Source organism: Streptomyces sp. NPDC048504 (assembly GCF_043200035.1).
In the GTDB taxonomy this organism is placed as follows: Bacteria; Actinomycetota; Actinomycetes; order Streptomycetales; family Streptomycetaceae; genus Streptomyces.
In genome coordinates this window covers 38,206-59,044 of the sequence record NZ_JBICXA010000009.1, presented here as the reverse complement: position 1 = coordinate 59,044, position 20,839 = coordinate 38,206, and the positions used below count along the sequence as shown (strand labels likewise).

Sequence of the window (20,839 nt, the reverse complement as noted above, 5' to 3'; positions counted from 1 at the left end):
ACCTAGATCCGCACGACCTTGATCCGAGGGAGGCCGAGGATGACGGCGCCGGGGCGCAGGAGCAGCACCTTCACGCGACTGCTGCGGCACGGCTTCACCGATCCCTCGGCCGCCGAGCGGCTCCTGGAGAGCGCGGAGCTGGCGCCGATAAGGAACGACCCGGTCCTGCTGGAGGCCCTGGGCGCCACCGCCGACCCCGACCTGGCCCTTCAGGGTCTCGTACGACTCCTGGAGGCGCAGCCCGAGGACACTCCTCGCCGCGAGCTGCTGGACACCCTGATCGCGGCGAAGCCCTTGCGCGACCGGCTGCTCGGCGTCCTCGGCGCCTCCGCCGCCCTGGGGGACCATCTCGCCCGGCACCCGCGCGACTGGCACGCCCTCGTCATGTACGAGCCGCGTGACCTCCACCCCGGGGTGGAGGAGTTCGAGCGCGGGCTGGCCGAGGCCACCGACCCGGTCGCCCTGCGCGTCGCCTACCGCCGCTGCCTGCTGTCCATCGCCGCCCGTGACGTGTGCGGCACCACCGACCTCGCCCAGACCGCCGCCGAACTCGCCGACCTCGCGACCGCCACCCTGCGTGCCGCCCTCGCCATCGCCGGTGCCGCCGCGCCCGACGACGCCGCGCTGTGCCGGCTCGCGGTGATCGCGATGGGCAAGTGCGGTGGCCACGAGCTGAATTACATCTCCGACGTCGACGTGATCTTCGTCGGCGAAGCCGTCGAGGGCGCCGACGAGGGCAAGGCGGTCCGCGCGGCCACCAAGCTCGCCGCGCACATGATGCGGATCTGCTCCCAGACCACCGTCGAGGGGTCCATCTGGCCCGTCGACGCCAACCTGCGCCCCGAGGGCCGCAACGGCCCGCTGGTCCGCACCCTCGCCAGCCACCTCGCCTACTACCAACGCTGGGCCAAGACCTGGGAGTTCCAGGCCCTGCTCAAGGCCCGCCCGGTGGCCGGCGACCTCGCGCTCGGCGCCGAGTACGTCGACGCGCTCGAACCCCTCGTGTGGAAGGCCGCCGAGCGCGAGAACTTCGTCCCCGACGTGCAGAAGATGCGCCGCCGTGTCGTCGAGAACATTCCCGTCGCCGAGATCGACCGCGAACTGAAGCTCGCCCCCGGCGGCCTCCGCGATGTCGAATTCGCCGTCCAGCTCCTGCAGTTGGTGCACGGCCGCGCCGACACGTCGCTGCGCAGCGGCACGACACTCGTCGCGCTTGAGGCCCTCGCCGCCGGTGGCTACGTCGGCCGCGAGGACGCCGCCCGCCTCGACGACGCCTACCGCTTCCTGCGCACGATGGAACACCGCATCCAGCTCTACCGGTTGCGCCGCACCCACCTCGTCCCCGTCGAGGAGGCCGACCTGCGCCGCCTCGGCCGCTCGATGGGCCTGCGCACCGACCCGGTCGCCGAGCTGAACCGCGAGTGGAAGCGCCACGCCACCGTCGTACGACGCCTGCACGAGAAGCTCTTCTACCGCCCGCTGCTCGACGCGGTCGCCCAACTCGCCCCCGGCGAGACCCGGTTGAGCCCCCAGGCGGCCCGCGAGCGACTGGTCGCCCTCGGCTACAGCGACCCGGCGGCGGCCCTGCGCCACATCGAGGCCCTAGCCTCCGGCGTCACCCGCAAGGCCGCCATCCAACGCACTCTGCTGCCCGTCCTGTTGGGCTGGTTCGCGGACTCCGCCGACCCGGACGCGGGCCTCCTCAACTTCCGCAAGGTGTCCGACGCGCTCGGCAAGACCCCTTGGTACCTACGGCTGTTGAGGGACGAGGGCGCCGCCGCCGAGAACCTCGCCCGGGTCCTCTCCGCCGGCCGTCTCGCCCCCGACCTCCTCATGCGCGCCCCCGAAGCGGTCGCCCTGCTCGGCGACGGAGACGGCGGCAGCGGCCTCGAACCCCGCGAACGCGCCCACCTGGACCAGGAGATACTGGCCGCGGTCGGCCGCGCCGACGACGCCGTCCAGGCCGTCACCTTCGCCCGGGGCGTCCGCCGCCGCGAACTCTTCCGTACGGCCGCCTTCGACATCGTCGGCTCCTACGGCACCGAGACCCAGCCCGTCGAGGCCGACCAGGGCGCCCTCGTCGACCGGGTCGGCAGCGCGGTCTCCGACCTGACCGCCGCGACCCTCGCCGGCACCCTGCGCGCGGTGGTCCGCGCGGGCTGGGGCGACACGCTCCCCACCCGCTTCGCCGTCATCGGCATGGGCCGCTTCGGCGGCCACGAACTGGGCTACGGCTCCGACGCGGACGTCCTGTTCGTGCACGAACCCCGCGAGGGGGTGCCCGAGCGGGAGGCCTCCGAGGCTGCCAACAAGGTCGTCTCCGAGATGCGGCGGCTGCTTCAGGTCGCCAGTTCGGATCCGCCGCTGCTGATCGACGCGGATCTCCGGCCGGAGGGTAAGTCGGGGCCGCTCGTACGGTCGTTGAAGTCCTACGAGGCGTACTACCGCCGGTGGTCGCTGGTCTGGGAGTCGCAGGCGCTGTTGCGGGCCGAACCTGTCGCCGGGGACGAGGAGTTGGGACGCCGGTTCATCGAGCTGATCGATCCTCTGCGGTATCCGGCTGAGGGGCTCGGGGACGATGCCGTGCGGGAGATTCGGCGGCTCAAGGCCCGTATGGAGTCCGAGCGGTTGCCTCGCGGGGCTGACCCGACTCTGCATACCAAGTTGGGGCGTGGGGGGCTGTCCGACGTCGAGTGGACTGTGCAGCTGATGCAGTTGCAGCACGGGTGGGCTGAGCCGGGGTTGCGTACGACGCGTACTCGGGCGGGGCTTGCTGCGGCTTGCGCTGCCGAGCTGATTTCCGTTGAGGACGCTTTGATCCTCGACGAGGCTTGGGTGTTGGCCACGCGGGTTCGTAACGCGGTGATGCTTGTGCGGGGGCGGGCGGGCGATACGTTTCCTTCCGATCCGCGTGAACTGGCCGCCGTGGGACGGTACTTGGGGTATGGGCCGGGGCATGTGGGGGACATGCTGGATGACTATCGGCGGACCACACGTCGGGCGCGTGGTGTGGTGGACGTGTTGTTCTACGGGGCCTAGAGGGTTGCTTTTCGGCTGACCGCCCGGTGGGGGCTGGTCGCGCCCGCGCGGCGGAGCCGCAGATGTCACAGCCCCGCGCCCCTAAAGGCAAAAGCTTTTACTGGGCGGGGTCTTGCAATGGCTACGCCCGCTAGGACTACTGCCATGCCCGCCACCACCCTCGCGCCCGCCCTCTCGTCCAGCGGCACCGCGCCCAGCGTTACCGATACAACTGGCAGTAGATATCCGACCGTTGCCGCGCTTGTCGCGCCCTCGCGGGTCGGGCGCGGGGTGCGGCCCACGGCGGCCGGGCTGCTGCTCACCGGGTACGCGGACGCCATCGGGCGGCAGGTCGCCGAGGCGGAGACGGCGCTGGCGGACCTGGTGGCCGGGCGCACGGGACGGCTCACGGTCCGCTATTTCGCCACCGCCGGTGCCGCCCTGGTCGCCCCCGCCGTGGCCCGGCTCCGCGCCGAACACCCCGGAGTCCAGCGGGAGTTGAAGCTCACCGACCCCGAGGATCCGCTGCCCGAGGTGAAGGAGGGGCGGGCGGATGTCGCGCTGGTGGTCGGGGCGTCCGGGGCGTCAAAGGCCCATGAGGGCGTACGGCTGGTGAAGCTGCTCGACGATCCGTATCTCGCCGTCCTGCCCAAGGGGCACCGGCTGGCCGCGCGGCGGAGCGTGGAGCCGAGGGAGCTGGCCGAGGAGCCGTGGGCCGGCAGCGAGTGGCCGGGGCCGTGTCTCGACGCCCAGCTCGACGCGTGCGAGGCAGCCGGGTTCCGGCCGCGGTTCGCGGTCAAGAGCGAGGACTACGTGGGGGCTCAGGGTTTCGTCGCGGCGGGCCTCGGGGGCGCCCTGATCCCCGGCTGGGTCTCGCCAGCCGCCACCCCGACGTGGTCGTACGGGCCGTACAGGATCCGGAGCCCGTACGAACCGTCCACGCGGCCGTCCGGGAGACCGCGCCGCCGCAGCCGGTCCTACGGGCGTTCCTGCGGGCGCTGCGGGACGCGGCGAACGAGGGCTGAGCGGGGTCGGTTGAAGTCAGCGGCTGGGTCTCGGCAGCCGCCATCCGGACGCGGTCGTACGGGTCGTACGCGATCCGGAGCCGTGCGGGCCAACCGCGCCGCCGCAGCTGGCCCTACGAGCGTTCCTGCGGGCGCTGCGGGACGCGGCGAACGAGGGCTGAGCGGGGTCGGCTGAAGTCAGCGGCTGGGTCTCGGCAGCCGCCATCCGGACGCGGTCGTACGGGTCGTACGCGATCCGGAGCCCGGACCGCCGCCGCCGGCCCTACGGGCGTCCCTGCGGGTTCTGCGGGACGCGGCGAATGAAGGCTGAGCGAGGTCCCGGTGATGGCAGCGGCTGGGGCTCGGCAGCGCCCTGAAGGGGCGCGGGGAACTGCGCGACCAGCCACGACGGCGCGGCAGCGGAACGACGTCCCATCGCGGCCCTGCGGCGGAGCCGCATATCCACGCAGCCGACGCAGCGGTCAGGCCTTCGTGGGTAGCAGGAGCCCGTCCGCTCCCCGTACCGCCACCGTCCTCGGCAGGGCGTACGGGAACGCGCCGTACCACAGGCGGGAGACCGCGAAGCCGAAGGCCAGGCAGAGCATGCCGCCCACCGCGTCGAGCCAGAAGTGGTTGGCCGTGGAGACGATGACCATGAGCGTCACCGCCGGGTACAACAGGCCCAGGACGCGGACCCAGGGGACCTTCGCCAGGGCGAAGATCGTCAGGCCGCACCACAGGGACCAGCCGATGTGCATGGACGGCATCGCGGCGTACTGGTTCGACATGTGCTTCAGGTCGCCCGACGCCATCGAACCCCAGGTCTGGTGGACCATGACCGTGTCGACGAAGTGGCCGCCGTTCATGAGGCGGGGCGGGGCCAGCGGGAAGAAGTAGTAGCCGACCAGGGCCACGGCCGTCGTCGCGAAGAGGACGAGGCGGGTCGCCGCGTACCGGCCCGGATGACTGCGGAACAGCCACACCAGGACACCCAGCGTCACCACGAAGTGCAGTGTGGCGTAGTAGTAGTTCATGCCGATGATCAGCCAAGTCACCGAATTCACGGCGTGGTTGACCGACTGCTCGACGGCGATGCCGAGATGATGCTCCACACGCCAGATCCAGTCGGCGTTGCGCAGCGCCTCGGACCGCTGCTCCGGGACCGCGTTGCGGATCTGTGAGTACGTCCAGTAACTCACCGCGATCAGCAGGATCTCGAACCACAGCCGGGGTCGGCGCGGAGTGCGCAACCGGCGCAGAAATCCCTGCCCCGCGGCGTCCGCGACGGGGCTCGGAACGGCTTCTTCACGGCCTTCCAATGTCGTCACGGTGGTCTCACCCATAGACACGAAGTCTGCCAGAAAAGGCTTCCGCGACCGATCATCCCCTGGTCGGGTCCGGCTCGCATGTTCTACGACGGGGAGAGCGCCCGGACTACTACCAGCGCACTGGATACGGCCGCGTTTCCTCCCCCTTAGGGACGATTCAGGGAGGAGTCAGGAAGGAGTCAGGGACGGTTCCGGTCCCCGGGCGCCGAAGCCGTCGACCCGCGCACCACCAGCTCCGGCATGAACACGAACTCGCTGTGCGGGGCAGGCGTCCCGCCGATCTCCTCCAGCAGCGTCCGCACCGCCGCCTGCCCCATCGCCGGGACCGGCTTGCGGATCGTCGTGAGGGGCGGGTCGGTGAACGCGATCAGGGGGGAGTCGTCGAAACCGACCACCGAGACGTCCTTGGGTACGTCGAGCCCCCGCTGCCGGGCCGCCCGGATCGCACCGAGCGCCATCATGTCGCTCGCGCACACCACCGCCGTGCAGTCACGGTCGATCAGCGCGGCGGCCGCGGCCTGCCCGCCCTCCAGCGTGTACAGCGAGTGCTGCACGAGCCGGGTCTCCACATCCTCGGCGGTCAGGGCCAGTTGGTCCTGCATCGTGCGGACGAAGCCCTCGATCTTGCGTTGTACGGGTACGAACCGCTTGGGGCCCAGCGCCAGTCCGATGCGGGTGTGGCCGAGCGAGACGAGGTGGGTGACCGCGAGGGTCATCGCCGCGCGGTCGTCGGGGGAGATGAACGGCGCCTGCACCTTCGGCGAGAAGCCGTCCACGAGCACGAACGGCACGCCCTGCGCCCGGAGTTGCTCGTAGCGCTGCATGTCCGCGGAGGTGTCCGCGTGCAGCCCGGAGACGAAGATGATGCCCGCGACACCGCGGTCGACGAGCATCTCGGTCAGCTCGTCCTCGGTGGAACCGCCCGGGGTCTGGGTGGCGAGCACCGGTGTGTAGCCCTGCCGGGTCAGCGCCTGGCCGATGACCTGCGCCAGGGCGGGGAATATCGGGTTCTCCAACTCCGGTGTTATCAGGCCCACCAGGCCCTCGCTGCGCTGTCGTAGCCGTACCGGACGTTCGTAGCCGAGCACGTCGAGCGCGGCGAGGACGGACTGGCGGGTGGTGGCGGCGACGCCCGGCTTGCCGTTGAGGACGCGGCTGACGGTCGCTTCGCTCACCCCCGCCTGGGCGGCGATGTCGGCAAGCCGTGTGGTCACGGGAGTGGACTGTACCGGCCGTCGGCGCGCTGCGGGTTGCTGCGTCATCGCGATCCCTCGTGTTCTGGTCGGCTGCTGGTCGACGTACGGCATGCGGCAAGAGCTTGCAGAGTCTTGCACAAGTGTCCCCCTGCCCGCTCAGCCGCACCAGTACTGGGTTTCGCGGGGGTCGAGGAGAGGTCACGGACGGGTAACTCTCGGGCCGTCTTGCAGTTTTTTGCAGCAAGGACTTTCGCCGCGCTTGCATCGCTGTTACGTTCGGCGACGCCCGGCGGACGCAACGGCGCAGTCGGCAAGTCGACAGGGTGACGGACGGGACCGTCTCCCTGCACCTCACGGGCTTTCACCCTCAAGGAGAACTCATGCGGCGTGGCATAGCGGCCACCGCGCTGGTGGCGTCCATCGCCCTCGCGGCGACGGCCTGCGGCGGCAGTGACAGTGACAGCGGCAAGTCCGACGGGCCCGTCACCATCACCTGGTGGGACACCTCCAACGCCACCAATGAGGCACCCACGTACAAGGCCCTGGTCGCCAAGTTCGAGGCGGCCAACAAGAACGTCAAGGTCAAGTACGTCAACGTGCCCTTCGACCAGGCGCAGAACAAGTTCGACACCGCCGCCGGCTCCAAGGGCGCCCCGGACGTGCTGCGTTCGGAGGTCGGCTGGACCCCCGCCTTCGCGAAGAAGGGCTACTTCCTGCCGCTCGACGGCACCGAAGCCCTCGCGGACCAGGCCAAGTTCAAGTCGAACCTGATCACGCAGGCCCAGTACGACGGCAAGACGTACGGCGTGCCGCTGGTCACCGACACCCTCGCGCTCGTCTACAACAAGGCCCTCTTCAAGCAGGCCGGGATCACCCAGGCGCCCACCACCTGGGACGAGTTGAAGACCGACGCGGCGACGATCAAGGCCAAGGCCAAGGTCGACGGCTACTGGGGATCCACCCAGGCCTACTACGCGCAGACCTTCCTCTACGGCGAGGGCACCGACACCGTCGACGCCTCCGCGAAGAAGATCACCGTGGACTCCGCCGCCGCGAAGAAGGCCTACGGCACCTGGCTGAGCCTCTTCTCCGGCACCGGCCTGCACAAGGCCGACACCACCGCGGACGCCTACGCCCACATCCAGGACGCGTTCGTCAACGGCAAGGTCGCCGCGATCATCCAGGGCCCGTGGGAGATCACGAACTTCTACAAGGGCTCGGCCTTCAAGGACAAGTCCAACCTCGGCATCGCCACGATCCCGGCCGGCTCCACCGGCAAGTCCGGTGCCCCGACCGGTGGTCACAACCTCTCGGTCTACGCCGGCTCGGACTCCGCGCACCAGAAGGCGGCCCTGAAGTTCGTCAACTTCATGACCTCCGCCGCCTCCCAGTCGACGATCGCGCTGAAGAACTCGACGCTGCCGACCCGCGACGACGCCTACACCGCCGCCGTGAAGTCCGACCCGGGGATCGCCGGCTTCCAGGGCGTCCTCGGCGCCGCCCAGCCGCGCCCGGCGCTCGCCGAATACAGCTCCCTGTGGGGCCCGTTGGACACCGAACTGCCCAAGGTCGCCGGTGGCAAGGAGTCCCTCGACAAGGGCCTGAGCAACGCCGAGCTGGCGATCGCCAAGCTGGTCCCGGACTTCAGCAAGTAGCCCCGAGTGGCCGTCGGATCCGCCAGATCAGGAACTGGGGGGACGGATCCGACGGCCATCGGCCTGCGCCGCCGTAGCCCTCGAACTTGCCGTGCCCGCTTGAACTTCCAGAAGGTGTCGAACGAACCATGACAGTCGCCATCGACCGCGCGACCGGCAAGCGCCACGGTGACCGCGCCCCCCGACCCGGACCCCGCAGCCGCCTCAAGTACGCCTACCAGAAGCACTGGTACGCGTACGCGATGATCATCCCCGTGGTCGTCGTGCTCGGCGTCCTCGTGCTCTACCCCCTGGTGTACGGCCTCTACCTGACGCTCACGGACGCCAACAGCCTCAACACCGCGCGCACGATCGGCGTCAACCACATCGACGCCACCTACAAGTTCATCGGGCTCGACAACTACAAGGACATCCTGTTCGGCCCGACGTCGTACGACCGCTTCTGGTCGCACTTCATCTGGACGATCGTCTGGACCGCGCTCTGCGTCGCCCTCCACTACGCGGTCGGCCTCGCACTGGCTTTGCTGCTCAACCAGAAGCTGCGCGCCCGCACCCTGTACCGGCTGATCCTGATCCTGCCGTGGGCCGTACCCACCTTCGTCACGGTCTTCGGCTGGCGCTTCATGCTCGCCGACGGCGGCATCATCAACTCCGCGCTGCACAGCCTGCATCTGCCCCAACCCGACTGGCTGGAGAACACGTTCTGGCAGCGGTTCGCCGCGATCATGGTCAACACCTGGTGCGGTGTGCCCTTCATGATGGTCTCGCTGCTCGGCGGCCTCCAGTCCATCGACACCTCGCTCTACGAGGCCGCCGAGATGGACGGCGCGAGCCCCTGGCAGCGCTTCCGCTACGTCACTCTCCCGGGCCTCAGGTCGGTCAGTTCCACCGTCGTCCTTCTCGGTGTGATCTGGACCTTCAACCAATTCGCCGTGATCTTCCTGCTGTTCGGCAACACCGCGCCCGACGCCCAGATCCTGGTCACCTGGTCGTACTTCCTCGGCTTCGGCCAACAGCCGCGCGAATTCGCCCAGTCGGCCGCCTACGGCATCCTGCTGCTGGCCATCCTGATCGTCTTCACCTCCTTCTACCGCCGCTGGCTGAACCGCAATGACCAACAGCTCGCGATCTGAGGCAGGAGTCCCCATGAGCACCACGACCGCACCGCAACGGACCCGCCGCCGGGGCGAGTTGAGCCGCGCCGGCGCCCTCGGCTCGCACGGCGTCCTGATCGTCGCGAGCCTGATCGCCCTCTTCCCGATCGCCTGGCTGGTCTTCCTCTCCCTCGGCCCGGACTCGGACGACTACCTCCACCCGGCCGGCATCTGGAAGAAGATGACGTTCGACAACTACTCGTTCGTCCTCCAGCACACCGGATTCTTCGACTGGTTGAAGAGCTCGCTGATCGTCTCGCTCGGCACCACGGTCATCGGCGTGACCATCGCCGCGAGCACCGGCTACGCGGTGTCGCGCATGCGCTTCCCCGGCTACCGGAAGTTCATGTGGGTGCTGCTGGTCACCCAGATGTTCCCGATAGCGGTACTCATCGTGCCGATGTACCAGATTCTGGCCGACCTGCAGCTCATCGACAGCTACCTTGGTCTCATTCTCGTCTACTGCTCGACCGCCGTGCCCTACTGCGCCTGGCTGCTCAAGGGCTACTTCGACACGATCCCGTTCGAGATCGACGAGGCCGGACGCGTCGACGGGCTGAACCCCTTCGGCACGTTCCTGCGACTGATCCTGCCGCTCGCCAAGCCGGGCCTGGCGGTCGCCGCGTTCTACAGCTTCCTCACGGCTTTTGGTGAGGTCGCGTTCGCCTCGACGTTCATGCTGTCGGACACGAAGTACACGTTCGCGGTCGGGCTGCAGACCTTCGTCAGCGAACACGACGCGCAACGCAACCTGATGGCGGCGACAGCGGTACTGATCGCGATACCCGTGGCCGCGTTCTTCTACCTGGTACAGAAGAACCTGGTCACCGGCCTGACGGCCGGTGGCACCAAGGGCTAGTGAAGCGCCCCGTCAGGGGCGCGGGGAACTGCGCGCCCAGCCCCCCACAAAGCCGCACCAAAAACTCGAGGCGGCCGTGACGTCCATCCGACCCCGCTGACATCACGGCCGCCTCGGCTCAACTCCCCCTGCCCAAAACCCCGTTACGCACCAAGGACGCCATGACCCAGCAGCACTCCGTCATCGCCCCGGCATCGAACTCCGCCAAAGTCAAGCGCGGCGACTGGTGGAGAGACGCCGTGATCTACCAGGTCTACCCCCGCAGCTTCGCCGACAGCAACGGCGACGGGATGGGTGACCTGGAAGGCGTTCGCGCCCGACTTCCGTATCTGCGTGACCTCGGGATCGACGCCGTGTGGCTCAGCCCGTTCTATGCCTCTCCGCAGGCGGACGCAGGCTATGACGTCGCCGACTACCGTGCCGTGGACCCGATGTTCGGGAACCTGCTCGATGCCGACGCGCTGATCCGGGACGCCCATGGACTCGGTCTGCGCATCATCGTCGACCTCGTCCCGAATCACTCCTCGGACCAACACGAGTGGTTCAAGCGGGCGTTGAGGGAGGGCCCCGGTTCACCGTTGCGGGAGCGCTACCACTTCCGTCCGGGCAAGGGGGAGAACGGCGAACTCCCGCCCAACGACTGGGAGTCCATCTTCGGCGGGCCGGCGTGGACGAGGGTCACTGAGCCCGACGGCTCGCAGGGGGAGTGGTATCTGCACCTCTTCGCGCCCGAGCAGCCGGACTTCAACTGGGAACACCCGGCGGTGGGGGACGAGTTCCGCTCGATCCTCCGCTTCTGGCTGGACATCGGGGTCGACGGCTTCCGCATCGACGTGGCCCACGGGCTGGTGAAGGCGGAGGGGCTGCCCGACCTCGGCTCCCACGAACAGCTCAAGCTCCTGGGCAACGATGTCATGCCGTTCTTCGACCAGGACGGCGTGCACGACGTGTACCGCCAGTGGCGCACGGTTCTCGACGAGTACGCGGGAAATAAATTGGGGCCCGAAGGGCCTTCCTTGGAAGGGCGGGGGCGGGAGACGGGCGGGCGCATCTTCGTCGCCGAGGCGTGGACCCCGACCGTCGAGCGCACGGCGAACTACGTCCGCCCGGACGAACTCCACCAAGCCTTCAACTTCCAGTACCTGTCGACGGATTGGGACGCCGAGGAGCTCCGTACGGTCATCGACCGCACCCTGGAGGCCATGCGCCCGGTCGGTGCCCCCGCCACCTGGGTCCTCTCCAACCACGACGTCACCCGGCACGCCACCCGCTTTGCCAACCCGCCCGGCCTCGGCACCCAGATCCGGCTGGCGGGGGACAGGGAGCTGGGCCTGCGCCGAGCGCGTGCCGCGACACTCCTCATGCTGGCGCTGCCCGGATCGGCGTACATCTACCAGGGCGAGGAGCTCGGCCTGCCCGACGTCGTCGACCTCCCGGACGAAGTCCGCCAGGACCCCGCGTACTTCAGGGGCGCGGGCCAGGACGGCTTCCGGGACGGGTGCCGGGTGCCGATCCCGTGGACGCGTGACGGATCGTCGTACGGCTTTGGCAGCGGGGGCAGTTGGCTGCCGCAGCCGGACGGCTGGGGCGAGTTGAGCATCGAGGCGCAGACCGGGGCGGCCGGTTCGACGCTGGAGCTGTACCGGGCCGCGCTCGCCGCGCGTCGCACCCAGCCGGACCTCGGCGCGGGCGACTCGGTGGAGTGGCTGCGGGCACCGGAGGGTGTACTCGCCTTCCGGCGCGGGGAGTTCGTGTGTGTCGCGAACACGGGCGGGGAGTCGGTGACGACGTCGGCGTACGGTCGTCTCCTGCTCGCGAGCGGTGAGGTGACGGAGGCGGACGGCGATGCGAAGCTGCCCGCCGATACGACGACATGGTGGACAACCACACCGTAACCACCCCTCAACTCCCCCTCCGCCACAGGAAGTTCTTGCATCAACTTCACACGGCCCGCTGCCCTTTTGGGCGGCGGGCCTCTAACATCTGGGCGACTGCAAGGTTTCCACGGTGTTTCAGCAAGAACTGTCAAGAACCTTCAACGGAGAAGGGACCCCACATGGCCAACAGCAGATCACTTGCAGGAGCTTGCGCCCTCGCCGCCGCGACAGCCCTCCTGGTGCCCGGTACCGCACACGCCTCCCCGCCCGGCACCAAGGACGTCACCGCCGTCCTCTTCGAGTGGAACTTCGCCTCGGTCGCCAAGGAGTGCACCAACACCCTCGGCCCCGCCGGTTACGGCTACGTCCAGGTCTCCCCGCCCGCCGAGCACATACAGGGCTCGCAGTGGTGGACGTCGTACCAGCCGGTGAGCTACAAGATCGCGGGCCGGCTCGGCGACGCCACGGCCTTCCAGAACATGATCAACACGTGTCACGCGGCGGGCGTGAAAGTCGTCGTCGACACGGTCATCAACCACATGTCGGCGGGCAGCGGCACCGGCACGGGCGGTTCGTCGTACACGAAGTACAACTACCCCGGCCTGTACTCCTCGTACGACATGGACGACTGCACGTCCACGGTCAGCGACTACACCAACCGGGCCAACGTCCAGAACTGCGAACTCGTCGGCCTGGCCGACCTGGACACTGGCGAGGAGTACGTCCGCGCCACGATCGCCGGCTACATGAACACCCTCCTCGGCTACGGCGCCGACGGCTTCCGCATCGACGCGGCCAAGCACATCCCGGCGACCGACCTCGCGAACATCAAGTCCCGCCTGACGAACCCCTCCGCGTACTGGAAGCAGGAGGTCATCTACGGCGCCGGCGAGGCCGTCCAGCCCACCGAGTACACCGGCAACGGCGACGTCCAGGAGTTCCGCTACGCCTACGACCTCAAGCGGGTCTTCAACAACGAGAACCTCGCCTACCTGAAGAACTACGGCGAGGGCTGGGGCTACATGAGCAGCTCGGTGGCGGCGGTCTTCGTCGACAACCACGACACAGAGCGCAATGGATCGACCTTGAACTACAAGGACGGCGCCAACTACACCCTGGCCAACGTCTTCATGCTCGCCTACCCCTACGGAGCCCCGGACATCAACTCCGGCTACGAATGGTCGGACGCGGACGCCGGCCCGCCCAACGGCGGTTCGGTGACGGCCTGTTGGCAGGACGGCTGGAAGTGCCAGCACGCCTGGCCGGAGATCAAGTCCATGGTCGCCTTCCGCAACGCCACGAGCGGCCAGTCCCTCACGAACTGGTGGGACGACGGCAACGACGCGATCGCCTTCGGCCGCGGCAGCAAGGGCTACGTCGCCATCAACCACGAGTCGTCGTCGGTGACCCAGACGTACCAGACGTCGATGGCCGCGGGCACGTACTGCAACGTCCAGAACAACACGTCGGTGACCGTGAACTCCAGCGGCCAGCTCACGGCGACCCTGGGCTCGAACACGGCGCTGGCGATCTACTCGGGCAAGTCGAGCTGCTGACCCGGGAGATGCCTTCTCGTGTCCGGCTACGCTGCCGCCATGATGCGTGCGGTGGTGTTCGACGTCGGTGAGTGCCTGGTGGACGAGAGCCGGGAGTACGGCACTTGGGCCGATTGGCTCGGCGTACCCCGGCACACCTTCCACGCGATGTTCGGCGCAGTCGTTGCGCAGGGCCGGGACTACCGTGAGGTGTTCCAGGAGTTCCGGCCCGGCTTCGACCTGTACGAGGAGCGCGAGAAGCGGGCCGCCGCCGGCAAGCCGGAGTCCTTCGGCGAGGAGGACCTGTACGGGGACGTGCGCCCCGCGCTGGCGCGGTTGCGTGCCGACGGCCTGTGGCTGGGCATCGCGGGCAACCAGACGATCCGCGCCGGGAAGATCCTTCGGGATCTGTTCACCGAGGACGTCGACCTCATCGGCACGTCGGACGACTGGGGTGCCAGCAAGCCGGACCTTGAGTTCTTCCGACGTGTGGCCGAGGTCGTCCCCTTCGCTGCCGACGAGATCCTCTACGTCGGCGACCGTGTCGACAATGATCTGCGGCCGGCCGTAGCGGCGGGCATGCGTACGGCCCTGGTGCGCCGGGGACCGTGGGCGACGATTCAGTGGAGGACCGAAGAAGCCGAGAAACTCCCGACGTTCAGAGTCGAGAGCCTCTCGGAACTGCCCGGACTGATCGCGAACTTCAACGGCTCAGCGCGCTGACCGTCGTCGACCAGCCGTACAGCCGGTCGTCGAGTTCGCGCACACAACGCTCGTCCTGGTGCGGTGCCAGAGTGCGCCGCACCTCGCGCACCCGGTCCATTCCCATCGCGTACCAGGTCCGTTCCAGCTGGTCGAGCGCCCGCCGCGCATAGCGGCATGCCTCGTCCGGGTGCCCTGCCGCTGCCTCGACAGAGGCAAGGTCTCCGAGAACGACGGTCGCCTGCTTCTCCTCACTCGGGTCGAGCGAATCGAGCACCCCGAGGAGGGTTTCCCTGGCCTGGGGCAGATGCCCCGCCTTCAACTGCGTGTTGCCTTTGAAGGCGGCGAGGCGGACAGGGCTGAACCAGTCCAGCCAGTCCGGGCTTTGCTGCTCGGAGCCCGCGGTGAGCATGTCCTCAGCGTGTCCGATGAGATGCAGTGCCGTACGGGTGTCGCCGCACCGGGTCTCACACTCCGCCTCGACCGCGTCCAGCCAGGCAAGCAGTTCGGCGGAGGGGGCGCCCCGCCGGGAGTAGGTGCGCGCGGCGACCATCCGTTCAACTGCCTTGTCCCGCTCGCCTTCCCACGCGGGGATGAAGGCGGTGTGGGCCAGGATCGCCGCGCCGAGCAGCGGGTCGTCGGCCTCGCCTGCGGCCTGGAGTGCGAGCAGCAGGGTGTTCCCGGCGCGATCGGCGTCACGCATGTCGAAGAACTCGATGCGTCCGGCGAGCAAGTAGGACTCCGCGAGGGCTGCGGCTACGGCCCGCCGGGTCTGGCCTGCGGTCTCGGTGAGCAGGGCACAGCCGAGGGAGCCGTGGGCCTGCGCGGCGGGATGCAGCGTGGCGGGGGCGACGGACCAGTACAGGCGCCGGTGGGATCGAGTGACGGCCTCGAAGTCCGCTGCGACGGTGGCGGGTTGCATGGTGATGACCGTCGTAGGGACTGCGGCCAGCCCTACGACGGCGGCCGTGGCCGCGAGAACAGAGCGACGGCCGCGGTCGGGTTGGACAGAGTTCGGCGAGGTGAAGCCCAACGCTTCCAGATCCTGGCCGAGTTCACGCGTGAGGGCCTGTGCCTGCTCCGGTTGAGGCGACGGCGGATTCTCGGACTCCCAACGCCGCACCTGGCGCACGCCAACCCCGAGGGCGTCGGCGAGAGCCTGCTGCGATCCGAATCCGGCCGCCAACCGGGCCGCCTTGAGTCGGGTGTTGCCTGCTGGACGCGGCACTGGTGCACCTCCATGTCGAGCACTGCGGATAGTGTCACCCGAAGTCCTCGATCTGGCTAGCAGTCACCCTGTAAGACCAATAGAAGTCCCAATCGCGGCAGTTAAAAGACCTATTGAAGTCCTCGTTTTTGGTGTCTGAGAGGGCCATTCTGAAGCACACCTGATCATCCGTGCTTCGAGGAGCCGCCATGCCGCCCACACGATTGCCGACCGCTGCGGGGTGCACTCTGCAGGACGCGGGCCTGGACTGGGATGTGATCCGGGTGCCGCGCCAACTCGGTATCGCCGCCATGGCTGTTCTGGGTGCTCGCTGCGGAGCCGTACTGGAGTACCCACCCAAAGACGTCGTCTACTACTTCGTTGCTCGCGGTACCGCTGCCGGGTGGGCAGTCGAGGGGACCCATCCGATCGGCAAGGGCGGGACCCTCGCTATCCCACCGACACGATGTACGCAGCCACCGGGTCCGCACTGGCGGATCTGCCCCGGGGAGCGCGACTGGCTCACCGATGCGCGTGCTCTCCGGGCTGCCCTTGAGGACTGCTTACGTTCCGAGAGCGAATGGGAGCGGTCGGCATGAGCAATCCCGCTTCGGGCCTGGTCCGTGGTGTCCTGGGGGTCTTGGCGTTGCCGTCGCTCGACGAACTCACCGATGAGCAGGCGCGCGGCGTGACCTGCGTCTGGGGCGGTGAGCGGTTGACGACCGAGATGGCCGTCGACCTGGGCGAGCAGCCGGAGCCCGGGCGCTGGTTTCCCAGAGCGTGTCGCCAGTGCGTGGCCGGGCGTGCGCACCAAGGGCTGTTCGCTCATGGCTCGACCTGCAAGGATTGCGCGGACGATGCCGCCGCGTGCCCGGTCGGGAGAGGCTTGTACCGCTTGGTGAGGGAGTGTCGACGGTGAATTTCTGCGGCCGTTGCGACGAGCTGATCAGGCGCGACGAGGGGTTCACGGAGCACGACAAACTGTCACCCTCGGCTGCGGGTACGACGATCTACCTGCATGTGAAGGACTGCAAAAGGGTGCCGACCCGGACGACCCAGGTATCCCTTGGCCATTGAGTCGGCCTGCTGATCCACGGTGTTGGACGGCGGCGGCGCGAGGGCGCGTCGCCGCGGTCCGGCCCGTGGGGGATCAGGAACTGACGGTGATGTGCTTCGCCAGCGCGGTGACCGAGAGGTCGCCGTGGTCGACCCACTGGGGGAGGGCCAGGGTCTTGTGCTGGGTGGAGGCGGGCGGGGTGATCTCCAGGTAGGCGGCGTGCACCGCGCCCGACGTACCGGTGTTGGCGTGGGTCCAGGCGACGACGGCCTCGGCGCTCTCGCCGTCCTTGAGAGTGAGGGTCTTCTTCCCGGGGTTGTGCGCGTACCAGGTGTTGCCCCAGGTGGTGTGGGTCGTGAGCTTCTTGTGGGCGGAGTTCTCCAGTCCCAGGCCGGGGTAGCCGCGCAGCGCACAGGTCCTGCCGCTGAGGTTGCGCAGCCGGATGACGACACCCTCGTGGTTCATGCCACCGGCGAGCTGCTGACCGTAGGTCGCCTTGAGCGCGGCGGCGGAGCAGGTCGGCGTCGCCTTCGCCGTGGCCGTACCAGTGGAGGTCGCGGCGTTCGCGGTACCCGCCCAGGCCGCGAGCCCCAGGCCGACGACGGCGCCCAGGCCGATCATCGTGCGCCCGACCTTGCGGTCCGAGCGGCGCCGGTGCTTGGCGGTGCCGGCCTGGTCGGTGGTGTTCTGGACTTCGTTCACGGTCATGGTCCCCACTCCTGCTTCGCGGGCCGTGGTCTGCGGCCCGCACCGTCCTTCTGGTGCCGTACACAAGGTCCGATGCGTGGTACGGCGGATTTGTTCGCGGGAGAAGGTAAGAGAATTTTCGTTGACCAATGTCGTCGCGAAGCGATGTCAGGAGACGCGCGGTCGGCACCGCCGTAGCTCGGGAGCCGGCCTGCCGGTCACGAGTTCATCCGCGACGAGTCTTCCGACGGTGGGCGCCAGGGTGACGGCCGAGTGCATGACGGCGACGTAGACGGATCGATCGTGGATCGCGTACCCGATGAGGGGGCCGTGCGCGGACATGGGGCGGCTGCTGGTGCGGTGGCCCAGCAGGCGGCATCGGTCGCTTCCTCGGAAGGCCGACTTCAGGTGGCGGAGCGCGTCTTGGGCGGCCTGCTCGCCCCCTCCCGCTGTGCCTTCGGCCCGCGGTACGACCAGCAGGAGGTTGCCGTCCCGTACCTCTCGGAGCTCGAAATCGGGGCTGGCCACGATGGTCCTGATCAGGCCCGGAGGCGCTGCGACCCGCGCGAGGGTGGCCGGGGAGGCGGCGATGGCCAGGTCGACCGGTAGTCGCTCGCACAGCTGGGGGACGGCGGTTCCGGCCGTGAGGACGACGGTGGTGGCGGGGTGGAGCCCGGTCGGTGTCAGGACTCCCGTGACGTGCCCGTCGGTGATCTGCAAGGAGGTGACAGGGGTGTCGTGGAGCACGGTTGCTCCGTGGGCGTCGGCGGCTGCAACGAGTGCGCGGGCCAAGGCGGTTGGGTCGACGCCCGCGTCGCTCGGGGTGTGGATGGCCTGGTCGGGTGGGTGTCGGAGGTTGGGTTCCAGGGCCGTGATGTCGCTTCGCCCGATGCGGAACCGGCCCGGCTCCGGTCGTGAGTCTCCGGCCGGTACGTCGGCCCAGGACAGCGAACCGGTCCTCCGGACGGTGACCTGGGGCAGCTCGTTCTCCAGGCGCCGGTAGTCCGCCAGGACGTGCTCGCGGAGATCTCGTGCGCCGCCGGGCCAGTCGCCGCCCGAGCGGCCGATCCAGGCGAAGGAGTTTCCGGTGACACCGGTGGCTGGTGCGGGTCCTTGTTCGAGGAGTGTGACCGGGACGCCTCGACGGGCCAGGTGGTAGGCCACCGAGGAACCGACGATTCCCGCACCGACAACGACGACGGCTGACATGACGTCCTCCTTGGGTTGGTACGTGTGATCGGTCTGGCCAGGCGTTTCCTGTGACGATGGCATCCTTGGCCGGTGTACTCACCTGATCACGTAGGGGCCGTGTTCTTCGACGTCGACGGCACTTTGGTCCCGGGGACCAGTTCGTCGGTCTTCCTGGCCGAATTCCTCGGCCATCGCGACAAGTTGGCCAAGGCCGAGGACGCTTACGCCGCCGGCGCCTGGGACAATCGGCAAGTCTCCCTTCTGGATGCGGCGGGCTGGGCGGGCGTGTCCGTGGAGCGGATCTCCGGCCGGCTCGACGGGCTCCCGTTGGTCATGGGCATTGCGGAGACCGTGGCCTGGTGCCGATGGAACGGGCTGGTGCCCGTGCTGGCCACCTTGGCCTGGTCCCCGGTCGGCAGCTACTTGGCCGACCGCTTCGGGTTCCACTCGTTCAGCGGGCCTCAGCTGGAGACTGCCGATGGCCGGTTCACGGGACGTGTAGCGCGCCACTTCGACGAGTATGACAAACGAGACTTCGCCCTTGCCCAGGCGCAAGAGCTGGGACTGGACCCTCACTCGTGTGGAGCTGTCGGAGACAGCCGGTCCGACCTGCCGCTGTTCTCATCCGTCGGGTTGAGCGTGGCGTTCAACGCGTCGGCGGGCGCCAGGGCAGTGGCGACAGCCACTGTGGACGACGTCGACCTGCAGAGTGTGCTTCCCGTCTTGAGCCGCCTGGTCACAGCCAGTTGTTGAGGGCCAGCCGAGCGCTGCCACTGGGCGGTCAGCCTCCCGCCGTGCGGTGGTGCTGGAAGAGCGCCAGGGCCGCTACCGACGGCGCGTCCTTGAACCGGCCTCCGGCGATCAGCCGCCACACGTCCGCCTCGGAGAACCAGCGGCTGACCAAACCGGCTTCCTCCTCGTCCAGGTCAGGTTCACCATGGGTGAGATCGGTGGCAAGAATGATATGAAACCCCTGGTCACAGTATCCGTATGCCTCGTACAGGTGCCCCAGCGGAGTGAGCGTTCCAGCGGTCAGTCCTGTCTCCTCCGCCAGTTCACCGCGTGCCAGAACCAGCGGGTCCACATCCGGCCGGTCTTCCCATGTGCCCTGCGGAAACTCCCAGTAGCGAGCCTTGACCGGGTAGCGGTACTGCTCCACGAGGTGGAAACCACCGTCTGCGTACGGAACGATCAACGAAAAGTCGGGCTTGTGCACCACGCCGTACAAGCCCTCCGCGCCGTCGTGGCGCAGCGTCCTGTCCTCGCGAACGGTCATCCAGCGGTTCTGGTAAACCACCGTTGAGCTGGTTGCCGTGAGCTCGTGCTCAGGTAACGGCGTATCGGAGATCATGCTCTGACGTTAGTCCATCCCACCGGAGCACTGAGAGCCAACAAAGCCTGAGGCCCAGGAAGTTGACGGCTTGGGCATTCAGACTGCGTCAGCCGTCGCGCAGCGACGACAGGAGGCGGTCGATCGCGGACCTCTTGTAGTAGTCCGTGCCACCGACCGTGACGGTTTGCGCGGGGCGTCCTTGCGGTTCAGCAGTGTTCTGACCCGCTCGCGCCGCTGCTCGGTGGTCCCGCCGTGCCCGGCCTGTTCCAGGAGTTCTGCTTGTCGCTGTGGGGGACGAGCCCGTGACGGGGCATCAACTGCCCTGCCGCGCCGGCGAGATAGGCCCGTGCCACGGTGTGGCCGACGCCCAGTTCACAGGCGAGCCTCGTCGTGGTCAGGTCCCCCGGCCCGGCCCGGCTAACGCCGACTCCAGCCGGGCGACGACTTCCGGGATACGTCCGTACGCGCGCCGCGCCGCGTACCCCGGCCGCTCGGTGTCGTACCAGAGGAACCACTCGGCTACGGCCGCCGCGTCCCGCTTGTGCCCTACGGCTCGTGGGAACGGCCTGACCGGGTGGTTCTCGTAGGACTGCGCCAGGTTGCTGACGGCGCCGGGCGTCACCCCGCGGCGCCTCGCGATGTCGGCCCATCCCCATTGCTCGCCGGGGGCATGGCTCAAACGTCGGGGTTCCGCCGCCAGCCGCGGGCAGGTTCGCAGCACCGTGGTGCCGGACTTGGGCTCGAAGAGGTTCCGGCGGACCAGGGTCAACGCCGCCTCGCGCTCGCCGAGTTGGGCGTTGCGCGGGCCCGTGCGGATCCAGCTGTAGGACGGGTTGTCGGAGTGATCGGTTCCAGACCGTTCCGGTGGGGAACCGGCAAGACCGCTGCACGCTTCCTACGGGCGGCCGGCAGGGGCCGCCGCACCCTTTTCGCGGGTGACCGGAAAGCGGGCAGCTGAAAGTTCTTTCTCCCCCTTTCACGACTCTTGCTGCAACCCTTGCGTCGGCGATACGGTCTCGCCGGGGTCGGACCCGAA

Annotated in this window: 16 protein-coding genes and 1 pseudogene; 10 read left to right on the top strand and 7 right to left on the bottom strand. The window is 68.7% G+C overall.

Going from position 1 to position 20,839, the window contains the following annotated elements; all coding sequences use genetic code 11:
• Positions 1-39: 39 nt before the first annotated feature.
• Together ACGFY9_RS22895 and ACGFY9_RS22890 are read left to right on the top strand one after the other, a co-directional pair.
• Positions 40-3,039, top strand: coding sequence for a bifunctional [glutamine synthetase] adenylyltransferase/[glutamine synthetase]-adenylyl-L-tyrosine phosphorylase (locus tag ACGFY9_RS22895; RefSeq protein ID WP_393756798.1), 3,000 nt, complete (start codon positions 40-42; stop codon positions 3,037-3,039).
• A 144-nt stretch (positions 3,040-3,183) separates the two neighbouring features.
• Positions 3,184-4,043, top strand: a pseudogene (locus tag ACGFY9_RS22890) (LysR substrate-binding domain-containing protein).
• Between the two features lie 461 nt (positions 4,044-4,504).
• Here ACGFY9_RS22890 and ACGFY9_RS22885 read toward each other — a convergent pair.
• Positions 4,505-5,365 carry a phosphatase PAP2 family protein gene (locus tag ACGFY9_RS22885; RefSeq protein ID WP_393756796.1) on the bottom strand — a complete coding sequence of 287 codons (861 nt, stop codon included), beginning with the start codon at positions 5,363-5,365 and terminating at the stop codon, positions 4,505-4,507.
• A gap of 164 nt (positions 5,366-5,529) precedes the next feature.
• Positions 5,530-6,564, bottom strand: coding sequence for a LacI family DNA-binding transcriptional regulator (locus ACGFY9_RS22880; RefSeq protein ID WP_318015932.1), 1,035 nt, complete (start codon positions 6,562-6,564; stop codon positions 5,530-5,532).
• A gap of 362 nt (positions 6,565-6,926) precedes the next feature.
• On the opposite strand from ACGFY9_RS22880, the gene ACGFY9_RS22875 reads away from it, so the two are divergent.
• From ACGFY9_RS22875 to ACGFY9_RS22850, 6 genes are all read left to right on the top strand, one after another.
• The gene (locus ACGFY9_RS22875; RefSeq protein WP_365299720.1) at positions 6,927-8,201 is read left to right on the top strand and encodes an extracellular solute-binding protein; all 1,275 of its coding nucleotides are present in this window, start codon (positions 6,927-6,929) and stop codon (positions 8,199-8,201) included.
• Positions 8,202-8,329: 128 nt separating this feature from the next.
• Positions 8,330-9,334: a carbohydrate ABC transporter permease gene (locus tag ACGFY9_RS22870; protein ID WP_393756794.1), complete on the top strand. Its 1,005-nt coding sequence runs from the start codon at positions 8,330-8,332 to the stop codon at positions 9,332-9,334.
• 13 nt (positions 9,335-9,347) lie between these two features.
• Complete coding sequence (locus ACGFY9_RS22865; RefSeq protein ID WP_393756792.1) at positions 9,348-10,214, top strand: sugar ABC transporter permease; 867 nt, start codon at positions 9,348-9,350, stop codon at positions 10,212-10,214.
• A gap of 161 nt (positions 10,215-10,375) precedes the next feature.
• Positions 10,376-12,109: a glycoside hydrolase family 13 protein gene (locus tag ACGFY9_RS22860; protein ID WP_393756790.1), complete on the top strand. Its 1,734-nt coding sequence runs from the start codon at positions 10,376-10,378 to the stop codon at positions 12,107-12,109.
• Between the two features lie 161 nt (positions 12,110-12,270).
• On the top strand, positions 12,271-13,647 hold the full coding sequence (locus ACGFY9_RS22855; RefSeq protein ID WP_393756788.1) for an alpha-amylase family protein: 1,377 nt from the start codon (positions 12,271-12,273) through the stop codon (positions 13,645-13,647).
• Between the two features lie 39 nt (positions 13,648-13,686).
• Positions 13,687-14,349 carry an HAD family hydrolase gene (locus tag ACGFY9_RS22850; RefSeq protein ID WP_393756786.1) on the top strand — a complete coding sequence of 221 codons (663 nt, stop codon included), beginning with the start codon at positions 13,687-13,689 and terminating at the stop codon, positions 14,347-14,349.
• Here the strand turns inward: ACGFY9_RS22850 and ACGFY9_RS22845 are convergent.
• Positions 14,330-15,556, bottom strand: coding sequence for a helix-turn-helix transcriptional regulator (locus tag ACGFY9_RS22845; protein WP_393756784.1), 1,227 nt, complete (start codon positions 15,554-15,556; stop codon positions 14,330-14,332). The two genes, ACGFY9_RS22850 and ACGFY9_RS22845, sit on opposite strands and share 20 nt — an antisense overlap.
• Before the next feature lie 574 nt (positions 15,557-16,130).
• Between ACGFY9_RS22845 and ACGFY9_RS22840 the strand changes: the two genes are divergently transcribed.
• On the top strand, positions 16,131-16,454 hold the full coding sequence (locus tag ACGFY9_RS22840) for a hypothetical protein (RefSeq protein ID WP_393756782.1): 324 nt from the start codon (positions 16,131-16,133) through the stop codon (positions 16,452-16,454).
• A gap of 231 nt (positions 16,455-16,685) precedes the next feature.
• Here the strand turns inward: ACGFY9_RS22840 and ACGFY9_RS22835 are convergent, their stop codons facing one another.
• Together ACGFY9_RS22835 and ACGFY9_RS22830 are read right to left on the bottom strand one after the other, a co-directional pair.
• Positions 16,686-17,300 carry a DUF4232 domain-containing protein gene (locus tag ACGFY9_RS22835; RefSeq protein WP_393756780.1) on the bottom strand — a complete coding sequence of 205 codons (615 nt, stop codon included), beginning with the start codon at positions 17,298-17,300 and terminating at the stop codon, positions 16,686-16,688.
• A gap of 147 nt (positions 17,301-17,447) precedes the next feature.
• Entirely contained in the window at positions 17,448-18,488 is a 1,041-nt protein-coding gene (locus tag ACGFY9_RS22830; protein WP_393756778.1) for an NAD(P)/FAD-dependent oxidoreductase, read from the bottom strand.
• Positions 18,489-18,587: 99 nt separating this feature from the next.
• On the opposite strand from ACGFY9_RS22830, the gene ACGFY9_RS22825 reads away from it, so the two are divergent.
• Positions 18,588-19,223 carry an HAD family hydrolase gene (locus ACGFY9_RS22825; RefSeq protein WP_393756776.1) on the top strand — a complete coding sequence of 212 codons (636 nt, stop codon included), beginning with the start codon at positions 18,588-18,590 and terminating at the stop codon, positions 19,221-19,223.
• A 28-nt stretch (positions 19,224-19,251) separates the two neighbouring features.
• Here ACGFY9_RS22825 and ACGFY9_RS22820 read toward each other — a convergent pair whose 3' ends face one another.
• On the bottom strand, positions 19,252-19,821 hold the full coding sequence (locus tag ACGFY9_RS22820; RefSeq protein WP_393756774.1) for an NUDIX domain-containing protein: 570 nt from the start codon (positions 19,819-19,821) through the stop codon (positions 19,252-19,254).
• Between the two features lie 376 nt (positions 19,822-20,197).
• Positions 20,198-20,425 carry a hypothetical protein gene (locus tag ACGFY9_RS22815; protein ID WP_393756772.1) on the bottom strand — a complete coding sequence of 76 codons (228 nt, stop codon included), beginning with the start codon at positions 20,423-20,425 and terminating at the stop codon, positions 20,198-20,200.
• Between the last annotated feature and the right edge of the window lie 414 nt (positions 20,426-20,839).